The 14,630-nt window shown below is 48.0% G+C and carries 28 protein-coding genes; all 28 read right to left on the reverse strand.

Translation table 11 applies throughout. From position 1 onward, the window contains the following. Positions 1–639 precede the first annotated feature (639 nt). Positions 640–1,026, reverse strand: a complete 387-nt coding sequence (gene rplQ, locus ACYP03_RS14215; RefSeq protein ID WP_027251964.1) for a 50S ribosomal protein L17 — start codon at positions 1,024–1,026, stop codon at positions 640–642. 33 nt (positions 1,027–1,059) lie between these two features. Then, positions 1,060–2,049 (reverse strand): DNA-directed RNA polymerase subunit alpha, encoded by a 990-nt coding sequence (locus ACYP03_RS14220; RefSeq protein WP_036751098.1) that lies wholly within the window; start codon positions 2,047–2,049, stop codon positions 1,060–1,062. A gap of 23 nt (positions 2,050–2,072) precedes the next feature. After that, the gene (gene rpsD / locus ACYP03_RS14225; protein WP_036751101.1) at positions 2,073–2,693 is read right to left on the reverse strand and encodes a 30S ribosomal protein S4; all 621 of its coding nucleotides are present in this window, start codon (positions 2,691–2,693) and stop codon (positions 2,073–2,075) included. Between the two features lie 32 nt (positions 2,694–2,725). After that, a complete protein-coding gene (rpsK, locus tag ACYP03_RS14230) occupies positions 2,726–3,115 on the reverse strand; it encodes a 30S ribosomal protein S11 (RefSeq protein WP_027251961.1) in 390 nt (129 codons plus the stop codon). Between the two features lie 19 nt (positions 3,116–3,134). Then, on the reverse strand, positions 3,135–3,491 hold the full coding sequence (gene rpsM / locus ACYP03_RS14235; RefSeq protein WP_011078812.1) for a 30S ribosomal protein S13: 357 nt from the start codon (positions 3,489–3,491) through the stop codon (positions 3,135–3,137). Positions 3,492–3,635: 144 nt separating this feature from the next. Further along, positions 3,636–3,749, reverse strand: coding sequence for a 50S ribosomal protein L36 (gene rpmJ / locus ACYP03_RS14240; RefSeq protein ID WP_000868186.1), 114 nt, complete (start codon positions 3,747–3,749; stop codon positions 3,636–3,638). Positions 3,750–3,778: 29 nt separating this feature from the next. Beyond that, positions 3,779–5,110: a preprotein translocase subunit SecY gene (secY, locus tag ACYP03_RS14245; protein ID WP_036751106.1), complete on the reverse strand. Its 1,332-nt coding sequence runs from the start codon at positions 5,108–5,110 to the stop codon at positions 3,779–3,781. 22 nt (positions 5,111–5,132) lie between these two features. Then, complete coding sequence (rplO, locus tag ACYP03_RS14250; protein WP_036751108.1) at positions 5,133–5,567, reverse strand: 50S ribosomal protein L15; 435 nt, start codon at positions 5,565–5,567, stop codon at positions 5,133–5,135. Between the two features lie 5 nt (positions 5,568–5,572). Further along, on the reverse strand, positions 5,573–5,752 hold the full coding sequence (gene rpmD / locus ACYP03_RS14255) for a 50S ribosomal protein L30 (protein WP_248144372.1): 180 nt from the start codon (positions 5,750–5,752) through the stop codon (positions 5,573–5,575). Between the two features lie 5 nt (positions 5,753–5,757). Then, the gene (gene rpsE / locus ACYP03_RS14260) at positions 5,758–6,255 is read right to left on the reverse strand and encodes a 30S ribosomal protein S5 (RefSeq protein ID WP_036751114.1); all 498 of its coding nucleotides are present in this window, start codon (positions 6,253–6,255) and stop codon (positions 5,758–5,760) included. A 12-nt stretch (positions 6,256–6,267) separates the two neighbouring features. Then, the gene (rplR, locus tag ACYP03_RS14265; protein WP_027251955.1) at positions 6,268–6,621 is read right to left on the reverse strand and encodes a 50S ribosomal protein L18; all 354 of its coding nucleotides are present in this window, start codon (positions 6,619–6,621) and stop codon (positions 6,268–6,270) included. Between the two features lie 9 nt (positions 6,622–6,630). Further along, on the reverse strand, positions 6,631–7,164 hold the full coding sequence (gene rplF / locus ACYP03_RS14270) for a 50S ribosomal protein L6 (protein WP_036751116.1): 534 nt from the start codon (positions 7,162–7,164) through the stop codon (positions 6,631–6,633). 13 nt (positions 7,165–7,177) lie between these two features. Next, positions 7,178–7,570 (reverse strand): 30S ribosomal protein S8, encoded by a 393-nt coding sequence (gene rpsH / locus ACYP03_RS14275; protein ID WP_248144373.1) that lies wholly within the window; start codon positions 7,568–7,570, stop codon positions 7,178–7,180. 35 nt (positions 7,571–7,605) lie between these two features. Continuing rightward, positions 7,606–7,911 (reverse strand): 30S ribosomal protein S14, encoded by a 306-nt coding sequence (gene rpsN, locus ACYP03_RS14280; protein ID WP_036751122.1) that lies wholly within the window; start codon positions 7,909–7,911, stop codon positions 7,606–7,608. 15 nt (positions 7,912–7,926) lie between these two features. After that, entirely contained in the window at positions 7,927–8,466 is a 540-nt protein-coding gene (rplE, locus tag ACYP03_RS14285; RefSeq protein WP_248144374.1) for a 50S ribosomal protein L5, read from the reverse strand. Positions 8,467–8,481: 15 nt separating this feature from the next. Beyond that, positions 8,482–8,796, reverse strand: a complete 315-nt coding sequence (rplX, locus tag ACYP03_RS14290) for a 50S ribosomal protein L24 (protein ID WP_459780587.1) — start codon at positions 8,794–8,796, stop codon at positions 8,482–8,484. A gap of 12 nt (positions 8,797–8,808) precedes the next feature. Next, the gene (gene rplN, locus ACYP03_RS14295; protein ID WP_036751130.1) at positions 8,809–9,180 is read right to left on the reverse strand and encodes a 50S ribosomal protein L14; all 372 of its coding nucleotides are present in this window, start codon (positions 9,178–9,180) and stop codon (positions 8,809–8,811) included. 165 nt (positions 9,181–9,345) lie between these two features. Then, positions 9,346–9,600, reverse strand: coding sequence for a 30S ribosomal protein S17 (gene rpsQ, locus ACYP03_RS14300; protein ID WP_036751132.1), 255 nt, complete (start codon positions 9,598–9,600; stop codon positions 9,346–9,348). After that, positions 9,600–9,791: a 50S ribosomal protein L29 gene (gene rpmC, locus ACYP03_RS14305; RefSeq protein ID WP_027251947.1), complete on the reverse strand. Its 192-nt coding sequence runs from the start codon at positions 9,789–9,791 to the stop codon at positions 9,600–9,602. The genes rpsQ and rpmC overlap by 1 nt, the downstream gene beginning before the upstream one ends. Next, complete coding sequence (gene rplP / locus ACYP03_RS14310) at positions 9,791–10,201, reverse strand: 50S ribosomal protein L16 (protein ID WP_027251946.1); 411 nt, start codon at positions 10,199–10,201, stop codon at positions 9,791–9,793. The genes rpmC and rplP overlap by 1 nt, the downstream gene beginning before the upstream one ends. A gap of 11 nt (positions 10,202–10,212) precedes the next feature. After that, complete coding sequence (rpsC, locus tag ACYP03_RS14315) at positions 10,213–10,905, reverse strand: 30S ribosomal protein S3 (protein ID WP_036751135.1); 693 nt, start codon at positions 10,903–10,905, stop codon at positions 10,213–10,215. A gap of 19 nt (positions 10,906–10,924) precedes the next feature. Next, on the reverse strand, positions 10,925–11,257 hold the full coding sequence (rplV, locus tag ACYP03_RS14320) for a 50S ribosomal protein L22 (RefSeq protein WP_027251944.1): 333 nt from the start codon (positions 11,255–11,257) through the stop codon (positions 10,925–10,927). Between the two features lie 14 nt (positions 11,258–11,271). Then, the gene (gene rpsS / locus ACYP03_RS14325) at positions 11,272–11,550 is read right to left on the reverse strand and encodes a 30S ribosomal protein S19 (protein WP_007469141.1); all 279 of its coding nucleotides are present in this window, start codon (positions 11,548–11,550) and stop codon (positions 11,272–11,274) included. 20 nt (positions 11,551–11,570) lie between these two features. Next, positions 11,571–12,395, reverse strand: coding sequence for a 50S ribosomal protein L2 (gene rplB / locus ACYP03_RS14330; protein WP_211646415.1), 825 nt, complete (start codon positions 12,393–12,395; stop codon positions 11,571–11,573). A gap of 18 nt (positions 12,396–12,413) precedes the next feature. Further along, entirely contained in the window at positions 12,414–12,716 is a 303-nt protein-coding gene (gene rplW / locus ACYP03_RS14335) for a 50S ribosomal protein L23 (RefSeq protein ID WP_036751141.1), read from the reverse strand. Beyond that, positions 12,713–13,315 carry a 50S ribosomal protein L4 gene (rplD, locus tag ACYP03_RS14340; RefSeq protein ID WP_036751143.1) on the reverse strand — a complete coding sequence of 201 codons (603 nt, stop codon included), beginning with the start codon at positions 13,313–13,315 and terminating at the stop codon, positions 12,713–12,715. Before rplD ends, rplW begins: the two co-directional genes overlap by 4 nt. Positions 13,316–13,331: 16 nt before the next feature. Beyond that, positions 13,332–13,961, reverse strand: coding sequence for a 50S ribosomal protein L3 (gene rplC / locus ACYP03_RS14345; protein ID WP_248144376.1), 630 nt, complete (start codon positions 13,959–13,961; stop codon positions 13,332–13,334). A gap of 14 nt (positions 13,962–13,975) precedes the next feature. Next, positions 13,976–14,287, reverse strand: a complete 312-nt coding sequence (gene rpsJ / locus ACYP03_RS14350) for a 30S ribosomal protein S10 (protein ID WP_005501283.1) — start codon at positions 14,285–14,287, stop codon at positions 13,976–13,978. Between the last annotated feature and the right edge of the window lie 343 nt (positions 14,288–14,630).

Consider the following 14,630-nt stretch of genomic DNA (forward strand, 5'->3'; position numbering starts at 1 on the left):
TCACTGATAAAATCTTTTGACTGTATCATTGTCGAGTGCCCACACAGATTGCATGGTCAAATTGTTAAAGAACTTTGTTTCTCGCTGAGTCTTGTGACTCAACTCTCGAAACGGGCGGCCATTCTATCGAATCAAAAGTCAGTGTCAAACACTTTTTTCAATTTAATTTCTTGCCGCTTACCTTTCCGTACCGAACCGCTTTGCTGCCGTTCCTCCGTGTCGGTGAGGCGGCATTATAGAGAGTTCGAGCGTCCTGACAAGCAGAAAAACACAAAAAAATATCGAGCGCGTGAAAAACAAACAAATATTAGATAAGTAGAATAAAGATAAAGCGCCGCTCCCTTTCTCTCAGAGAAGATCAAAGGAATTTCATTCTGTTTACACTTCCCGAAATTGTTCTTGAAGCGTCAATACAGCACCAGAACTGTCTAAAGGCAACACAATCTATAACTTCAATTAAAAAAACATGTGTCGACGAAGCCCATGCGCTTTTTCATTGAGAGAGCAAACTCAACAGATATATAAGGAGAGAAGAGAAGTACTGAAACCTTGTTTTTATCCCAAGTAAAGCAATTCTTAAATTTCAGATATAAAAAAGCCGGGTCATTCAACCCGGCTCTTTCTATAACGCGCTATTGCTTATTCAGCAGCAGCTTCTTCCTGTGCTTCAGGACGGTCTACCAGCTCAATGTAAGCCATAGGGGCTTTATCACCAGCACGGAAACCGCATTTCATGATGCGAGTGTAACCGCCTGGACGCTGAGCGAAACGTGGACCTAATTCGTTAAACAGTTTCGCAACGACTTCGTTATCACGAGTACGTGCGAATGCCAGACGACGGTTAGCTACACTGTCAGTCTTAGCTAGGGTAATCAAAGGCTCAATTACGCGACGCAGCTCTTTTGCCTTAGGCAGGGTAGTCTTGATAAGCTCGTGACGTACCAGAGAGCTAGCCATGTTGCTGAACATCGCTTTGCGATGACTGCTGTTGCGGTTGAGTTGACGACCACTCTTACGATGGCGCATGACCTAATCCTTCTAACTAGATATCAGTAACTATTAATCTTCAGCGATAGAGGCTGGCGGCCAGTTTTCCAGGCGCATGCCCAGAGACAGACCACGTGAAGCCAGCACGTCTTTGATTTCTGTCAAAGACTTCTTACCCAGGTTTGGCGTTTTCAGTAGCTCAACCTCGGTACGCTGAACAAGATCACCGATGTAGTGGATCGCTTCTGCTTTCAAACAGTTAGCAGAGCGAACAGTTAGTTCAAGATCGTCTACAGGACGCAGTAGGATCGGATCGAACTCCGGCTTCTCTTCTTTCTCTTCAGGAACTCGTACATCACGCAGATCTACGAATGCATCCAGTTGTTCAGCCAGAATAGTGGCTGCACGACGAATGGCTTCCTCAGGGTCAAGAGTACCATTGGTTTCCATATCGATAACCAGTTTATCAAGGTCAGTGCGCTGTTCAACACGCGCTGCTTCAACTGAGTAAGCGATACGGTCAACTGGGCTGAAAGTTGCATCAACTAACAGACGGCCAATTGGACGCTCATCTTCATCACTGTGAATACGAGCAGAAGCTGGTACATAGCCGCGACCACGTTCTACCTTGATGCGCATGCTGATGTCAGCATTGTCATCAGTCAAATGGCAGATCACGTGCTCTGGGTTCGCAATCTCAACATCACCATCATGGGTGATGTCACCTGCAACAACAGGGCCTGCACCAGATTTGCTGAGAGTCAGGATAACTTCGTCTTTTCCTTCAACCTTAACGGCCAGGCCTTTCAGGTTTAATAGGATTTCAAGAACGTCCTCCTGGACTCCCTCTTTGGTGCTGTACTCGTGTAACACACCGTCGATTTCTACTTCTGTCACTGCGCAACCAGGCATAGATGACAGAAGAATACGACGTAGAGCATTGCCCAGAGTGTGGCCAAAACCACGCTCCAGAGGCTCAAGAGTTACTTTTGCGTGCGTCGTGTTAACTTGTTCAATATCAACAAGACGCGGCTTAAGAAATTCTGTTACAGAACCCTGCATTGTGTCCTCTCTTAACTATAGCCTTACTTAGAGTAAAGCTCGACGATCAGGTGTTCGTTGATGTCGGCAGACAAATCAGAACGTTCTGGAAGACGCTTGAAGGTACCTTCCATTTTGTTGCTGTCTACTTCGACCCAAGTCGGCAGTTCACGCTGAGTAGCAACTTCAAGAGCTGCTTTGATGCGTGCTTGGTTCTTAGCTTTCTCACGAATGCTAACAACGTCGTTTGCAGCCACCTGGAAAGATGGGATGTTTACGACTTTGCCGTTAACCAGGATCGCTTTGTGGCTTACCAGCTGACGTGCTTCAGCGCGAGTTGCACCAAAACCCATACGGTAAACAACATTGTCCAGACGACCTTCCAGAAGTTGCAGCAGGTTTTCACCTGTGTTGCCTTTCAGGCGAGCAGCTTCTTTGTAGTAGTTACGGAATTGCTTTTCCAGTACGCCATAAGTACGACGAACTTTCTGCTTCTCACGAAGCTGAACGCCATAGTCAGACAGGCGGCCACGACGAGCACCATGTTGGCCCGGCGCGTTATCAATTTTACACTTGGTATCAATCGCGCGAACACCAGACTTGAGGAACAAGTCAGTGCCTTCACGACGGCTAAGCTTCAGCTTAGGACCCAAATATCTTGCCATGTTCTTTCTCCAATATTCCTAGAAACGAAACGTTATACGCGACGTTTCTTAGGTGGACGACAACCGTTATGAGGGATCGGAGTCGCATCAACAATGTTAGTGATACGGAAACCCGCTGCATTCAGAGCACGGATTGTTGACTCACGACCAGGACCTGGGCCCTTAACCATAACTTCCAGGTTCTTAACGCCATATTCTTTGGCCATTTCACCACAACGCTCAGCAGCAACCTGTGCAGCGAACGGAGTAGATTTACGAGAACCACGGAAACCAGAACCACCGGCAGTTGCCCAAGCCAGAGCATTACCTTGACGGTCAGTAATGGTAACGATTGTGTTGTTGAAAGAAGCGTGGATGTGCGCTACGCCATCAGCAACTTGCTTGCGTACGCGCTTACGAGCGCGAGTTGGTTGTTTTGCCATTGTACTCTACCTTATCCGATTATTTTTTGATCGGCTTGCGCGGACCCTTACGGGTACGAGCGTTGGTTTTAGTACGCTGTCCACGTAGTGGTAGACTGCGACGATGACGAAGACCACGGTAACAACCAAGATCCATTAGGCGCTTGATGTTCATGGAAACTTCACGACGTAGATCACCTTCTACAGTGTACTTAGCTACACCATCACGCAGTTGATCGATCTGCTCTTCAGTCAGTTCACTGATCTTAACATCTTCAGCAATACCCACATCAGCCAGAATGGCTTTTGAGCGAGTTTTGCCGATGCCGTAGATCGCAGTCAGTGCGATTACAGCATGCTTTTGATCAGGAATGTTAATGCCTGCAATACGGGCCACTATTCACTCCTAGTACTTATCAAGAATAACCGCTGTAAAGCCCGTTTAGGATACACAGCGGTGTTACAATTCTTTTGCACACACAAAAGATGGTTGGCTAATGTAGCCAACCTACCTTCAATTTGCAAGAAATATTTCTGCTGATTAGCCTTGGCGCTGCTTGTGCTTTGGCTCGCTGCAAATTACGCGCACAACACCGTTGCGCTTGATAACTTTACAGTTACGGCAGATTTTCTTAACGGAAGCACGAACTTTCATTGCTAAACTCCGTAAATGGATAACCAAACTTATCGGCCGTAGCCTTTAAGATTAGCCTTTTTCAAAACCGACTCATACTGTTGAGACATCAGGTGTGTCTGAACTTGAGCCATGAAGTCCATAATAACCACAACTACGATTAGTAGTGACGTACCGCCAAAGTAGAAGCGAACGTTCCAAGCAATCATCATGAACTCGGGGATCAGACAGATAAAGGTGATGTACAGTGCACCTGCCAATGTCAGGCGTGTCATTACTTTATCAATGTATTTCGCAGTCTGCTCGCCCGGACGAATACCAGGTATGAACGCACCGGATTTCTTCAAGTTATCTGCTGTTTCACGTGGGTTAAACACCAACGCCGTATAGAAGAAACAGAAGAAGATAATCGCAGTCGCATAAAGCATCACGTACAGTGGCTGACCTGGGCTCAGTGCCAGAGACACATCCGTCAGGAAACCAAAAGTACCTTCTCCGTTACCACCGAACCACTGAGCCAGTGTGCCAGGGAACAAAATGATACTAGATGCAAAAATTGCTGGAATCACGCCTGCCATGTTGATTTTCAACGGCAGATGAGTGCTCTGGCCTGCATAGACACGACGGCCTTGCTGGCGTTTAGCGTAGTTAACAACGATACGACGCTGACCACGCTCCATGAACACTACAAAGTAAATTACAGCAAAAGAAATAACTGCAATTGCCAGTAGAAGAAGTACGTGCAATTCACCTTGACGCGCTTGCTCTACGGTCTGTCCAATAGCCGGTGGCAATCCTGCAACGATACCTGTGAAAATAATCAGAGATATACCGTTACCAATGCCACGTTCTGTAATTTGCTCACCTAACCACATCAGGAACATGGTACCGGTGACCAAACTTACGACCGCAACAAAGTAGAAACCCAGACCCGGATTATGTACCAGACCAGGAATCATACTCGGTAACCCCGTCGCAATACCAATTGCTTGGAAGGTTGCCAACACAAGCGTGCCATAGCGAGTATACTGGCTGATCTTACGGCGACCAGACTCACCTTCTTTCTTCAACTCGGCTAAAGCCGGATGAACAACCGTTAGCAACTGGACAATAATTGAAGCCGAAATATACGGCATAATGCCCAGTGCCAAAATGGAAGCACGCTCAAGTGCACCACCAGAGAACATGTTAAATAGTTCAATGATGGTGCCCTTTTGCTGTTCGAACAGATCGGCTAGTACAGCAGCGTCAATACCAGGAATCGGCACAAAAGAGCCAGCTCGGAAAATTAAGATAGCTCCTATTACGAATAACAGGCGAGTCTTAAGCTCTGCTAGGCCACCTTTTGCGCTACTAAAATCTTGTCCTGGTTGTTTAGCCATCTGTACCTCATCCTCGAGTTAATTATTCCTCGATTTTACCGCCTGCAGCTTCGATTGCAGCTTTAGCGCCTTTAGTCACGCGTACGCCTTTCACTGTAACAGCGCGGCTGATCTCACCAGACAGAACAACTTTTACAGTTTCGATGTTCTTAGTGATCACGTTTGCAGCTTTCAGTGTTTCCAGGCTTACTACGTCACCTTCAACTTTCGCCAGTTCAGACAGACGAACTTCAGCTGTTACCAGGCTCTTGCGAGAAGTAAAACCGAATTTTGGTAGACGCTGTTTCAGAGGCATTTGACCGCCTTCGAAACCTGGGCGAACAGAACCACCTGAACGTGATTTCTGACCTTTGTGACCACGGCCACAAGTTTTACCCAGACCTGAACCGATACCACGGCCTACGCGCTTCGCAGAAGGCTTAGAACCCGCAGCCGGAGACAGAGTATTCAAACGCATTCTGATTACTCCTCTACTTTAACCATGTACTGAACTTGGTTGATCATACCACGTACACATGGTGTATCTTCCAGTTCAACAGTGTGGTTGATGCGACGTAGGCCCAAGCCACGCAGGGTAGCTTTATGTTTCGGCAGACGGCCGATTGAGCTACGAGTCTGAGTTACTTTGATTGTTTTAGCCATGTCGATTACTCCAGAATTTCTTTAACAGAAAGACCACGCTTAGCAGCGATCATTTCTGGAGAGTTCATACCACTCAAACCGTCAATAGTCGCGCGAACGATATTGATTGGGTTTGTAGAACCATATGCTTTTGCCAGAACGTTGTGAACGCCAGCAACTTCCAGCACTGCACGCATTGCACCACCGGCGATGATACCTGTACCTTCTGATGCAGGCTGCATGTACACTTTAGAACCAGTGTGGCGACCTTTAACAGCGTGGTGCAGAGTACCCTCGTTCAGGGCAACAGTAACCATGTTACGACGTGCTTTTTCCATTGCTTTCTGGATTGCAGCAGGCACTTCACGTGCTTTGCCGTAACCGAAACCAACGCGACCATTACCGTCGCCAACAACAGTCAGGGCAGTAAAGCTGAAAATACGACCACCTTTAACCGTCTTAGATACACGGTTAACAGCGATCAGCTTTTCTTGCAGATCTGATTGAGTTTTTTCGTTAGCCATCTTCCGCCTACCTTAGAATTTCAGACCAGCTTCACGGGCAGCTTCTGCCAGTGCAGCCACTCGGCCGTGGTATTGGAAACCGGAACGATCGAATGCAACGTTAGAGATGCCTTTTTCAATCGCGCGCTCAGCAATGATTTTACCCACTACTGCAGCAGCGTCTTTATTACCGGTGCTCTTCACTTGCTCACGGATCGCTTTTTCTACGGTAGAAGCGGCAGCGATAACCTCGGAGCCATTTGGTGCGATTACCTGAGCGTACACATGGCGTGGAGTACGGTGTACTACCAGGCGAGTTGCACCCAGTTCAGCAATCTTACGACGTGCTCTGGTCGCACGACGGATACGAGATGCTTTCTTATCCATAGTGTTACCTTACTTCTTCTTAGCTTCTTTAATACGCACGACTTCGTCGGCGTAACGAACACCTTTACCTTTGTAAGGCTCAGGGCTACGGTAAGCGCGAATGTCTGCAGCAACTTGGCCAACCAACTGCTTATCGGTACCAGTCAGTACGATTTCAGTTTGAGAAGGACACTCAGCTTTAATACCTGCAGGCAGTTCATGCTCAACTGGGTGTGAGAAGCCCAGAGTCAGGCTAACTGCGTTGCCTTTGATAGCAGCACGGTAACCTACACCCTTCAGGGTCAGCTTCTTAGTGAAGCCTTCAGTAACACCAACAACCATGTTGTTAACCAGCGCACGAGCTGTACCAGCTTGTGCCCAGGCATCGTTGAAGCCGTCGCGAGGACCGAACTTAATGGTGTTCTCTTCCTGGGTTAGTTCAACTGCTTCGTTGATTACACGAACCAGTTCACCCTTACCACCTTTAACAGTGATTTCCTGACCGTTGAGTTTAACTTCTACGCCGGCAGGAACAACTACAGGTGCTTTTGCAACACGTGACATTTTCCTACTCCTATTAAGCTACGTAGCAGATAATCTCACCACCAAGACCTGCTTTACGAGCAGCACGGTCAGTCATCAGACCCTTGGAAGTGGACACAACGGCAATACCCAGACCACCCATCACAGTTGGCAGCGCATCTTTCTTCTTATAGATACGCAGGCCAGGACGAGATACGCGCTGGATTTGCTCGATAACAGGTTTAGCTTCGAAGTACTTCAGAGTAACTTCGAGTTCAGGCTTAACTTCGCCAGAAACGGCGTAGTCAGCAACATAACCTTCTTCTTTCAGCAGAGCTGCGATTGCAACTTTCAGCTTAGAAGATGGCATTTTAACAGCAACTTTCTTCGCTGCCTGACCGTTACGAATGCGGGTCAGCATATCCGAAATCGGATCTTGCATGCTCATAAGTCAATACTCCGTGATTCTTAATTGGTAATGAATTACCAGCTAGCCTTACGCAGACCCGGAATCTCGCCTTTCATGCAAGCTTCACGAACCTTGATACGGCACAGACCAAACTTACGTAGGTAGCCGTGTGGGCGTCCAGTCTGGTTACAGCGGTTACGCTGACGAGATGGACTTGAATCACGTGGCAGAGACTGAAGCTTGAGCACTGCATTCCAGCGGTCTTCTTCAGACGCATTCACGTCGCTAATTAGAGCTTTAAGCGCAGCACGCTTTTCAGCGAACTTAGCTACCAGCTTGGCACGTTTTGCTTCGCGTGCCTTCATAGATTCTTTAGCCATTAGTAACCCTTACTTTTACTTACGGAATGGGAAGTTAAAAGCAGACAGCAGAGCACGAGCTTCTTCGTCAGAGTTTGCAGTAGTTGTGATAGTGATATCCAGACCACGTACACGATCTACTTTATCGAAATCGATTTCTGGGAAGATAATCTGCTCACGAACGCCCATGCTGTAGTTACCACGACCGTCGAATGATTTCGGGTTCAGACCACGAAAATCACGGATACGAGGAACAGCAATTGAGATCAGACGCTCGAAAAAGTCCCACATACGTTCGCCACGCAGGGTTACTTTACAGCCGATCGGGTAGCCCTCACGGATCTTAAAGCCAGCAACAGACTTACGAGCTTTGGTAATCAGCGGCTTTTGACCTGTAATTGCGGCCATATCAGCAGCTGCGTTTTCCAACAGCTTCTTGTCGTTCAAGGCTTCACCGACACCCATGTTCAGGGTGATCTTTTCGATCCTTGGGACTTGCATGATGCTCTTGTACTGGAACTTGTCAGCAAGTTCTTTTACAACAGTCTCTTTGTAGTAATCATGCAGTTTCGCCATAGTACTACTCCAAAATTACTTGATAGTTTCGCTATTAGATTTGAAGAAACGAACTTTTTTGCCGTCTTCAAATCGGAAGCCTACACGGTCTGCTTTACCAGTTGCCGCGTTGAAGATTGCAACGTTAGAAGCGTCAATTGCTGCTTCTTTTTCAACGATGCCACCCTGGATGCCCATAGCCGGAACAGGCTTCTGGTGCTTTTTAACCAGGTTGATGCCTTCAACAACGATTTTACCAGTTGTCAGGACCTTAGTTACTTTACCTTTCTTACCTTTATCTTTACCGGCAAGAACGATAACTTCGTCGTTACGACGGATTTTAGCTGCCATTTTCGTCACTCCTTACAGTACTTCTGGCGCTAGTGATACAATCTTCATGAATTTCGCAGAGCGAAGTTCACGAGTCACCGGGCCAAAGATACGAGTACCGATTGGTTGCTCACTGGTGTTGTTCAACAGCACGCAAGCATTACGGTCGAAGCGAATGACAGAGCCGTCTGGACGACGAACGCCTTTACGGGTGCGCACAACCACCGCTTTCAGTACATCACCTTTTTTCACTTTACCGCGAGGAATTGCTTCCTTAACAGTAACTTTGATGATGTCACCGATATGTGCATAGCGACGGTGAGAACCACCCAGAACCTTAATACACATTACGCTACGAGCGCCGGAGTTATCGGCTGCATCTAGCATACTTTGCATTTGGATCATGTTAGTGCTCCGCTTATCAAAAACATCTAGACCCATCTCGGGTCGAATTCGCCTTTTTTACAAGGGCGGCGAATAATAACACCATTTTTTGAGAATGGGTAGATAAAAAATAAACGGCCCCATTTTTAAGGGGGGCCGCTCAGTTATGTCATTGCAAAAGTTCGCTTAGATGCGCGCTTTCTCAACAACGCGTACCAGAGTCCAAGATTTGTTCTTAGACAGTGGACGGCACTCACGAATTTCAACTGTGTCGCCGATGCCACACTCGTTGTTTTCGTCGTGAACGTGCAGTTTAGTCGTACGCTTGATGAACTTACCATAGATTGGGTGCTTCACGAAACGCTCGATAGCAACCACAATAGACTTGTCCATCTTGTCGCTAACTACACGACCCTGCTGAGTACGAATTTTCTCGCTCATTATGCGCCAGCCTTCTCATTCAGAACGGTTTTAACACGTGCGATATCGCGACGTACTGCTTTCAGAGTGTGCGTCTGTTGCAGTTGACCAGTCGCAGCCTGCATACGCAGGTTGAACTGCTCACGCAGCAGGTTCACAAGCTCAGCATTCAGTTCTTCAACGCTTTTAGCGCGCAGATCTTGTGCATTCATCACATCACCGCCTTAGTTACGAAAGTGGTTTTAACAGGAAGCTTACGTGCGGCCAGTTTAAAGGCTTCGCGTGCAAGATCTTCTGAAACACCATCCATTTCATAAAGAACTTTACCTGGTTGGATTTGGGCTACCCAGTACTCAACGTTACCTTTACCCTTACCCTGACGAACTTCCAACGGCTTGCTTGTAATAGGCTTGTCCGGGAAGATACGAATCCAGATTTGGCCCTGACGTTTGATATGACGAGTCATAGCACGACGAGCAGCCTCGATCTGACGAGCAGTGATACGGCCACGGCCAACTGCTTTCAGACCGAAAGTACCGAAGCTTACGTCAGTACCGTTCGCCAGACCGCGGTTACGACCCTTATGAGTCTTGCGGAATTTAGTGCGTTTAGGTTGCAGCATCGATAAACTCCTTATTTACGGCCTTTGCGTTGCTTCTTAGGCTTGTTATCAGCCTTAGGCTCAGCAACTGGCATGCCACCCAGAACTTCGCCTTTGAAGATCCAAGTTTTGATACCAATTACACCGTATTGGGTGTGAGCCGAAGAAGTCGCGTAATCAATGTCAGCACGCAGAGTGTGCAGAGGCACACGGCCTTCACGGTACCACTCAGTACGTGCAATTTCAGCGCCGCCCAGACGGCCACTTACTTCAACTTTGATACCCTTGGCACCCAGACGCATTGCGTTCTGTACCGCACGCTTCATCGCGCGACGGAACATAACACGACGCTCCAGCTGAGAAGCGATGCTGTCACCAACAAGCTGTGCATCCAGCTCTGGCTTACGTACTTCAGCGATGTTGATCTGCGCTGGAACACCAGCGATCTTAGCAACGCGAGCGCGCAGTTTTTCTACGTCTTCGCCTTTCTTACCGATAACAACGCCTGGACGAGCAGTGTGAATAGTCACACGGATGCTCTTCGCCGGACGCTCGATAACGATGCGAGACAGAGACGCTTTTGCTAATTCCTTAGTCAGGAATTGACGTACCTTGAAGTCGCCGTCTAGGTTGTCAGCGAATTCGTTGCTGTTAGCATACCAAGTGGTATTCCAAGGCTTCACGATGCCAAGACGAATACCATTAGGATGTACTTTTTGACCCATTGCTTTGTCTCCTACTCTCTTAGCGATCCGCTACAACAACAGTGATGTGGCTAGAACGCTTCAAGATGCGATCGGCACGGCCTTTAGCACGAGGCATAATACGCTTCATGGTTGGGCCTTCATCAACGAAGATTTTCGCAACATTCAGATCATCGATGTCTGCGCCTTCGTTGTGCTCAGCATTAGCGATAGCAGATTCCAGAACCTTCTTAACCAGGTCAGCAGCTTTCTTGTTGCTGAAAGTCAGAATTTCCAGTGCTTGTGCTACGGTTTTACCGCGCACTTGATCTGCAACCAAACGAGCTTTCTGCGGTGAGATGCGAGCAAAGCGATGTTTAGCGATAGCTTCCATTACCTATACTCCTCTTAGCGCTTCTTAGCTTTCTTATCTGCAGCGTGGCCGCGATAAGTACGTGTTGGTGCAAACTCGCCCAGCTTGTGACCGATCATTTCTTCAGAAACGAAAACTGGTACGTGCTGACGACCATTATGGACAGCGATGGTCAAACCGATCATCTGAGGGATGATCATTGAGCGACGGGACCAAGTCTTAACAGGCTTCTTGTCACCGCTTTCCACCGCTTTCTCTACCTTCTTCAGCAAGTGCAGGTCAATAAAAGGACCTTTCTTGAGAGAACGTGGCATGGCTTATCCTCTGATATAAATTACTTATTACGACGACGTACGATGTACTTGTCGGTACGTTTGTTCTTACGAGTTTTGTAACCCTTAGTCGGTACACCCCATGGCGTCACTGGGTGACGACCACCAGAAGTACGACCTTCACCACCACCGTGTGGGTGGTCGATTGGGTTCATTACAACACCACGTACGGTTGGACGAACACCGCGCCAACGTGAAGCACCGGCTTTACCCAGTTCACGCAGCATGTGCTCACCGTTACCAACCTCACCCAGAGTCGCACGACCTTCGGCAAGAACTTTACGCATTTCGCCAGAACGCAGACGAATAGTTACGTATGCGCCAGCACGAGCTACGATTTGTGCGTAAGTACCAGCTGAACGAGCCAGCTGAGCACCTTTACCAGGCTTCAGTTCAACACAGTGTACAGTTGAACCTACTGGGATGTTGCGCATTGGCAGGGTGTTACCTACCTTGATCGCAGCATCTGCGCCAGACTGGATAGTATCACCAGCTTGGATGCCTTTTGGTGCAATGATGTAACGACGCTCACCGTCTGCGTACAGAACCAGCGCGATGTTTGCGCTACGGTTTGGATCGTATTCCAGACGCTCAACTTTCGCTGGGATACCATCTTTATTACGCTTAAAGTCGATCAGACGGTAATGTTGTTTGTTACCACCACCGATGTGACGAACAGTGATACGACCGTTATTGTTACGACCACCAGTCTTAGAGTTTTTCTCCAGCAGTGGTGCGTACGGCTTACCCTTATGCAGGTCAGAGTTAACCACTTTAACTACGTGGCGACGACCTGGGGAAGTCGGCTTACATTTTACAATAGCCATTCTTCTTTGCTCCTAGCCTTACTCTGCACTACCAGCGAAGTCGATGTCTTGACCTTCTTTCAGGGTCACGTACGCTTTTTTCCAGTCGCTACGACGGCCTTGGCGCATACCTTGACGCTTAGTTTTACCTTTAGCAATCAGAGTATTTACAGACTTAACTTCAACTTCAAACAGTTTCTCAACTGCCGCTTTGATCTCACGCTTAGTTGCGGTCATCGCTACTTTGAAAACGATAGTGTTACCGTTCTCAGCAGCCATGGTCGCTTTTTCAGAGATGTGCGGAGCACGTAGAACTTTCAGGATACGCTCTTCGGTGATCATGCCAGCATCTCCTCAACTTGCTTAACTGCCGCAGCAGTCATCACTACTTTGTCGAATGCGATCAAGCTTACTGGGTCGATTGCAGCTGCATCACGTACGTCAACCTTGTACAGGTTACGTGCTGCCAGGAACAGATTCTCGTCCAGCTCGCCAGTGACGATCAGAACATCATTCAGTTCCAGCTCTTTCAGCTTGGCAACCAGCTCTTTAGTTTTTGGCGCTTCTACAGAGAAGTTATCAACAACGATCAGACGCTCTTGACGAACCAGCTCAGACAGAATGCACTTCATCGCACCGCGGTACATTTTCTTGTTAACTTTCTGGCTGTGGTCCTGAGGACGCGCAGCGAAAGTTACACCACCTGTACGCCACAGTGGGCTACGGATAGTACCGGCACGGGCACGACCAGTACCCTTTTGACGCCATGGCTTAGCACCGCCACCAGATACGTCAGAACGGGTCTTTTGTGCACGAGTACCTTGACGGGCACCTGCTGCGTAAGCAACAACTACTTGGTGTACCAGCGCTTCGTTGAACTCACGCCCAAAAGTAGCTTCGGAGACAGTTAGCGCATCAGCGCCTTTGACTACCAATTCCATTACTAACTCCTCGACGTTACGCTTTAACAGCTGGTTTTACGATCACGTTGCCGCCAGTTGCGCCTGGTACTGCACCTTTGATCAGAAGCAGGTTGCGCTCAGCGTCAACACGTACGATCTCAAGGTTTTGAGTCGTTACACGCTCAGCACCCATGTGACCAGCCATTTTCTTGCCTTTAAATACGCGACCTGGAGTCTGACATTGACCGATAGAACCAGGGGCACGGTGAGACAAGGAGTTACCGTGGCTCATATCTTGAGTACGGAAGTTCCAACGCTTAACAGCGCCTTGGAAACCTTTACCCTTAGAAGTGCCAGTAACGTCTACTTTCTTAATTTCGTTGAACAGTTCAACTTTCAGCTCAGCGCCTACTGCGAACTCTTCACCATTGTCCAGGCGGAATTCCCACAGACCGCGGCCAGCTTCAACACCTGCTTTCGCATAGTGACCAGCTTCAGCTTTGTTTACGCGGCTTGCTTTCTTAGAACCAGCAGTTACCTGGATAGCGTTATAACCATCAGTGTCTACAGTTTTAACCTGAGTAACACGGTTATTTTCAACTTCAACCACAGTAACTGGGATAGAAGCGCCATCTTCGGTAAAGATGCGGGTCATACCCACTTTACGACCGATTAGACCAATCATTCTCTTATCTCCCCTTAACCTAGGCTGATCTGAACGTCAACGCCAGCAGCTAGATCCAGACGCATCAGAGCATCAACAGTTTTATCTGTTGGCTCAACGATGTCGATAAGGCGCTTGTGAGTACGGATTTCGTACTGGTCACGGGCGTCCTTATTTACGTGTGGAGAAATAAGAACAGTGAAACGCTCTTTACGAGTAGGCAGTGGGATTGGACCACGAACCTGCGCGCCAGTACGCTTAGCTGTTTCAACGATTTCCGCGGTAGACTGATCGATCAGACGGTGATCGAACGCCTTCAGGCGGATACGAATACGTTGGTTCTGCATGAGACAGAGCTCCAATTATAAAAAATTTACACAAACAATATCGCCACTCAGACTCGCGAAGGCGAGAGAATGCCGATTGATTCATGTGAACGTAGCACCCCTTTTGGGCGCATTGTCAGCCAATTTAATGACTGCGAACATAAGTCAGAGTATACATTACCGAATCAGTTAAAGACCGATTCCTTCCTCAACGCTTATTGGTTCACAACCGTCTTCTCGAGACAGTGCGGGGGATTATACCGATCACAAAATGAAACGCAAGGGGGTGATGGGAAATTAAGCAATGAAATGAAAAAAGCCTTCAACCGAGTCTGTTGGCTGAAGGCCCGTACGTGTTTGTGTG

Source organism: Photobacterium sp. R1, assembly GCF_054600795.1.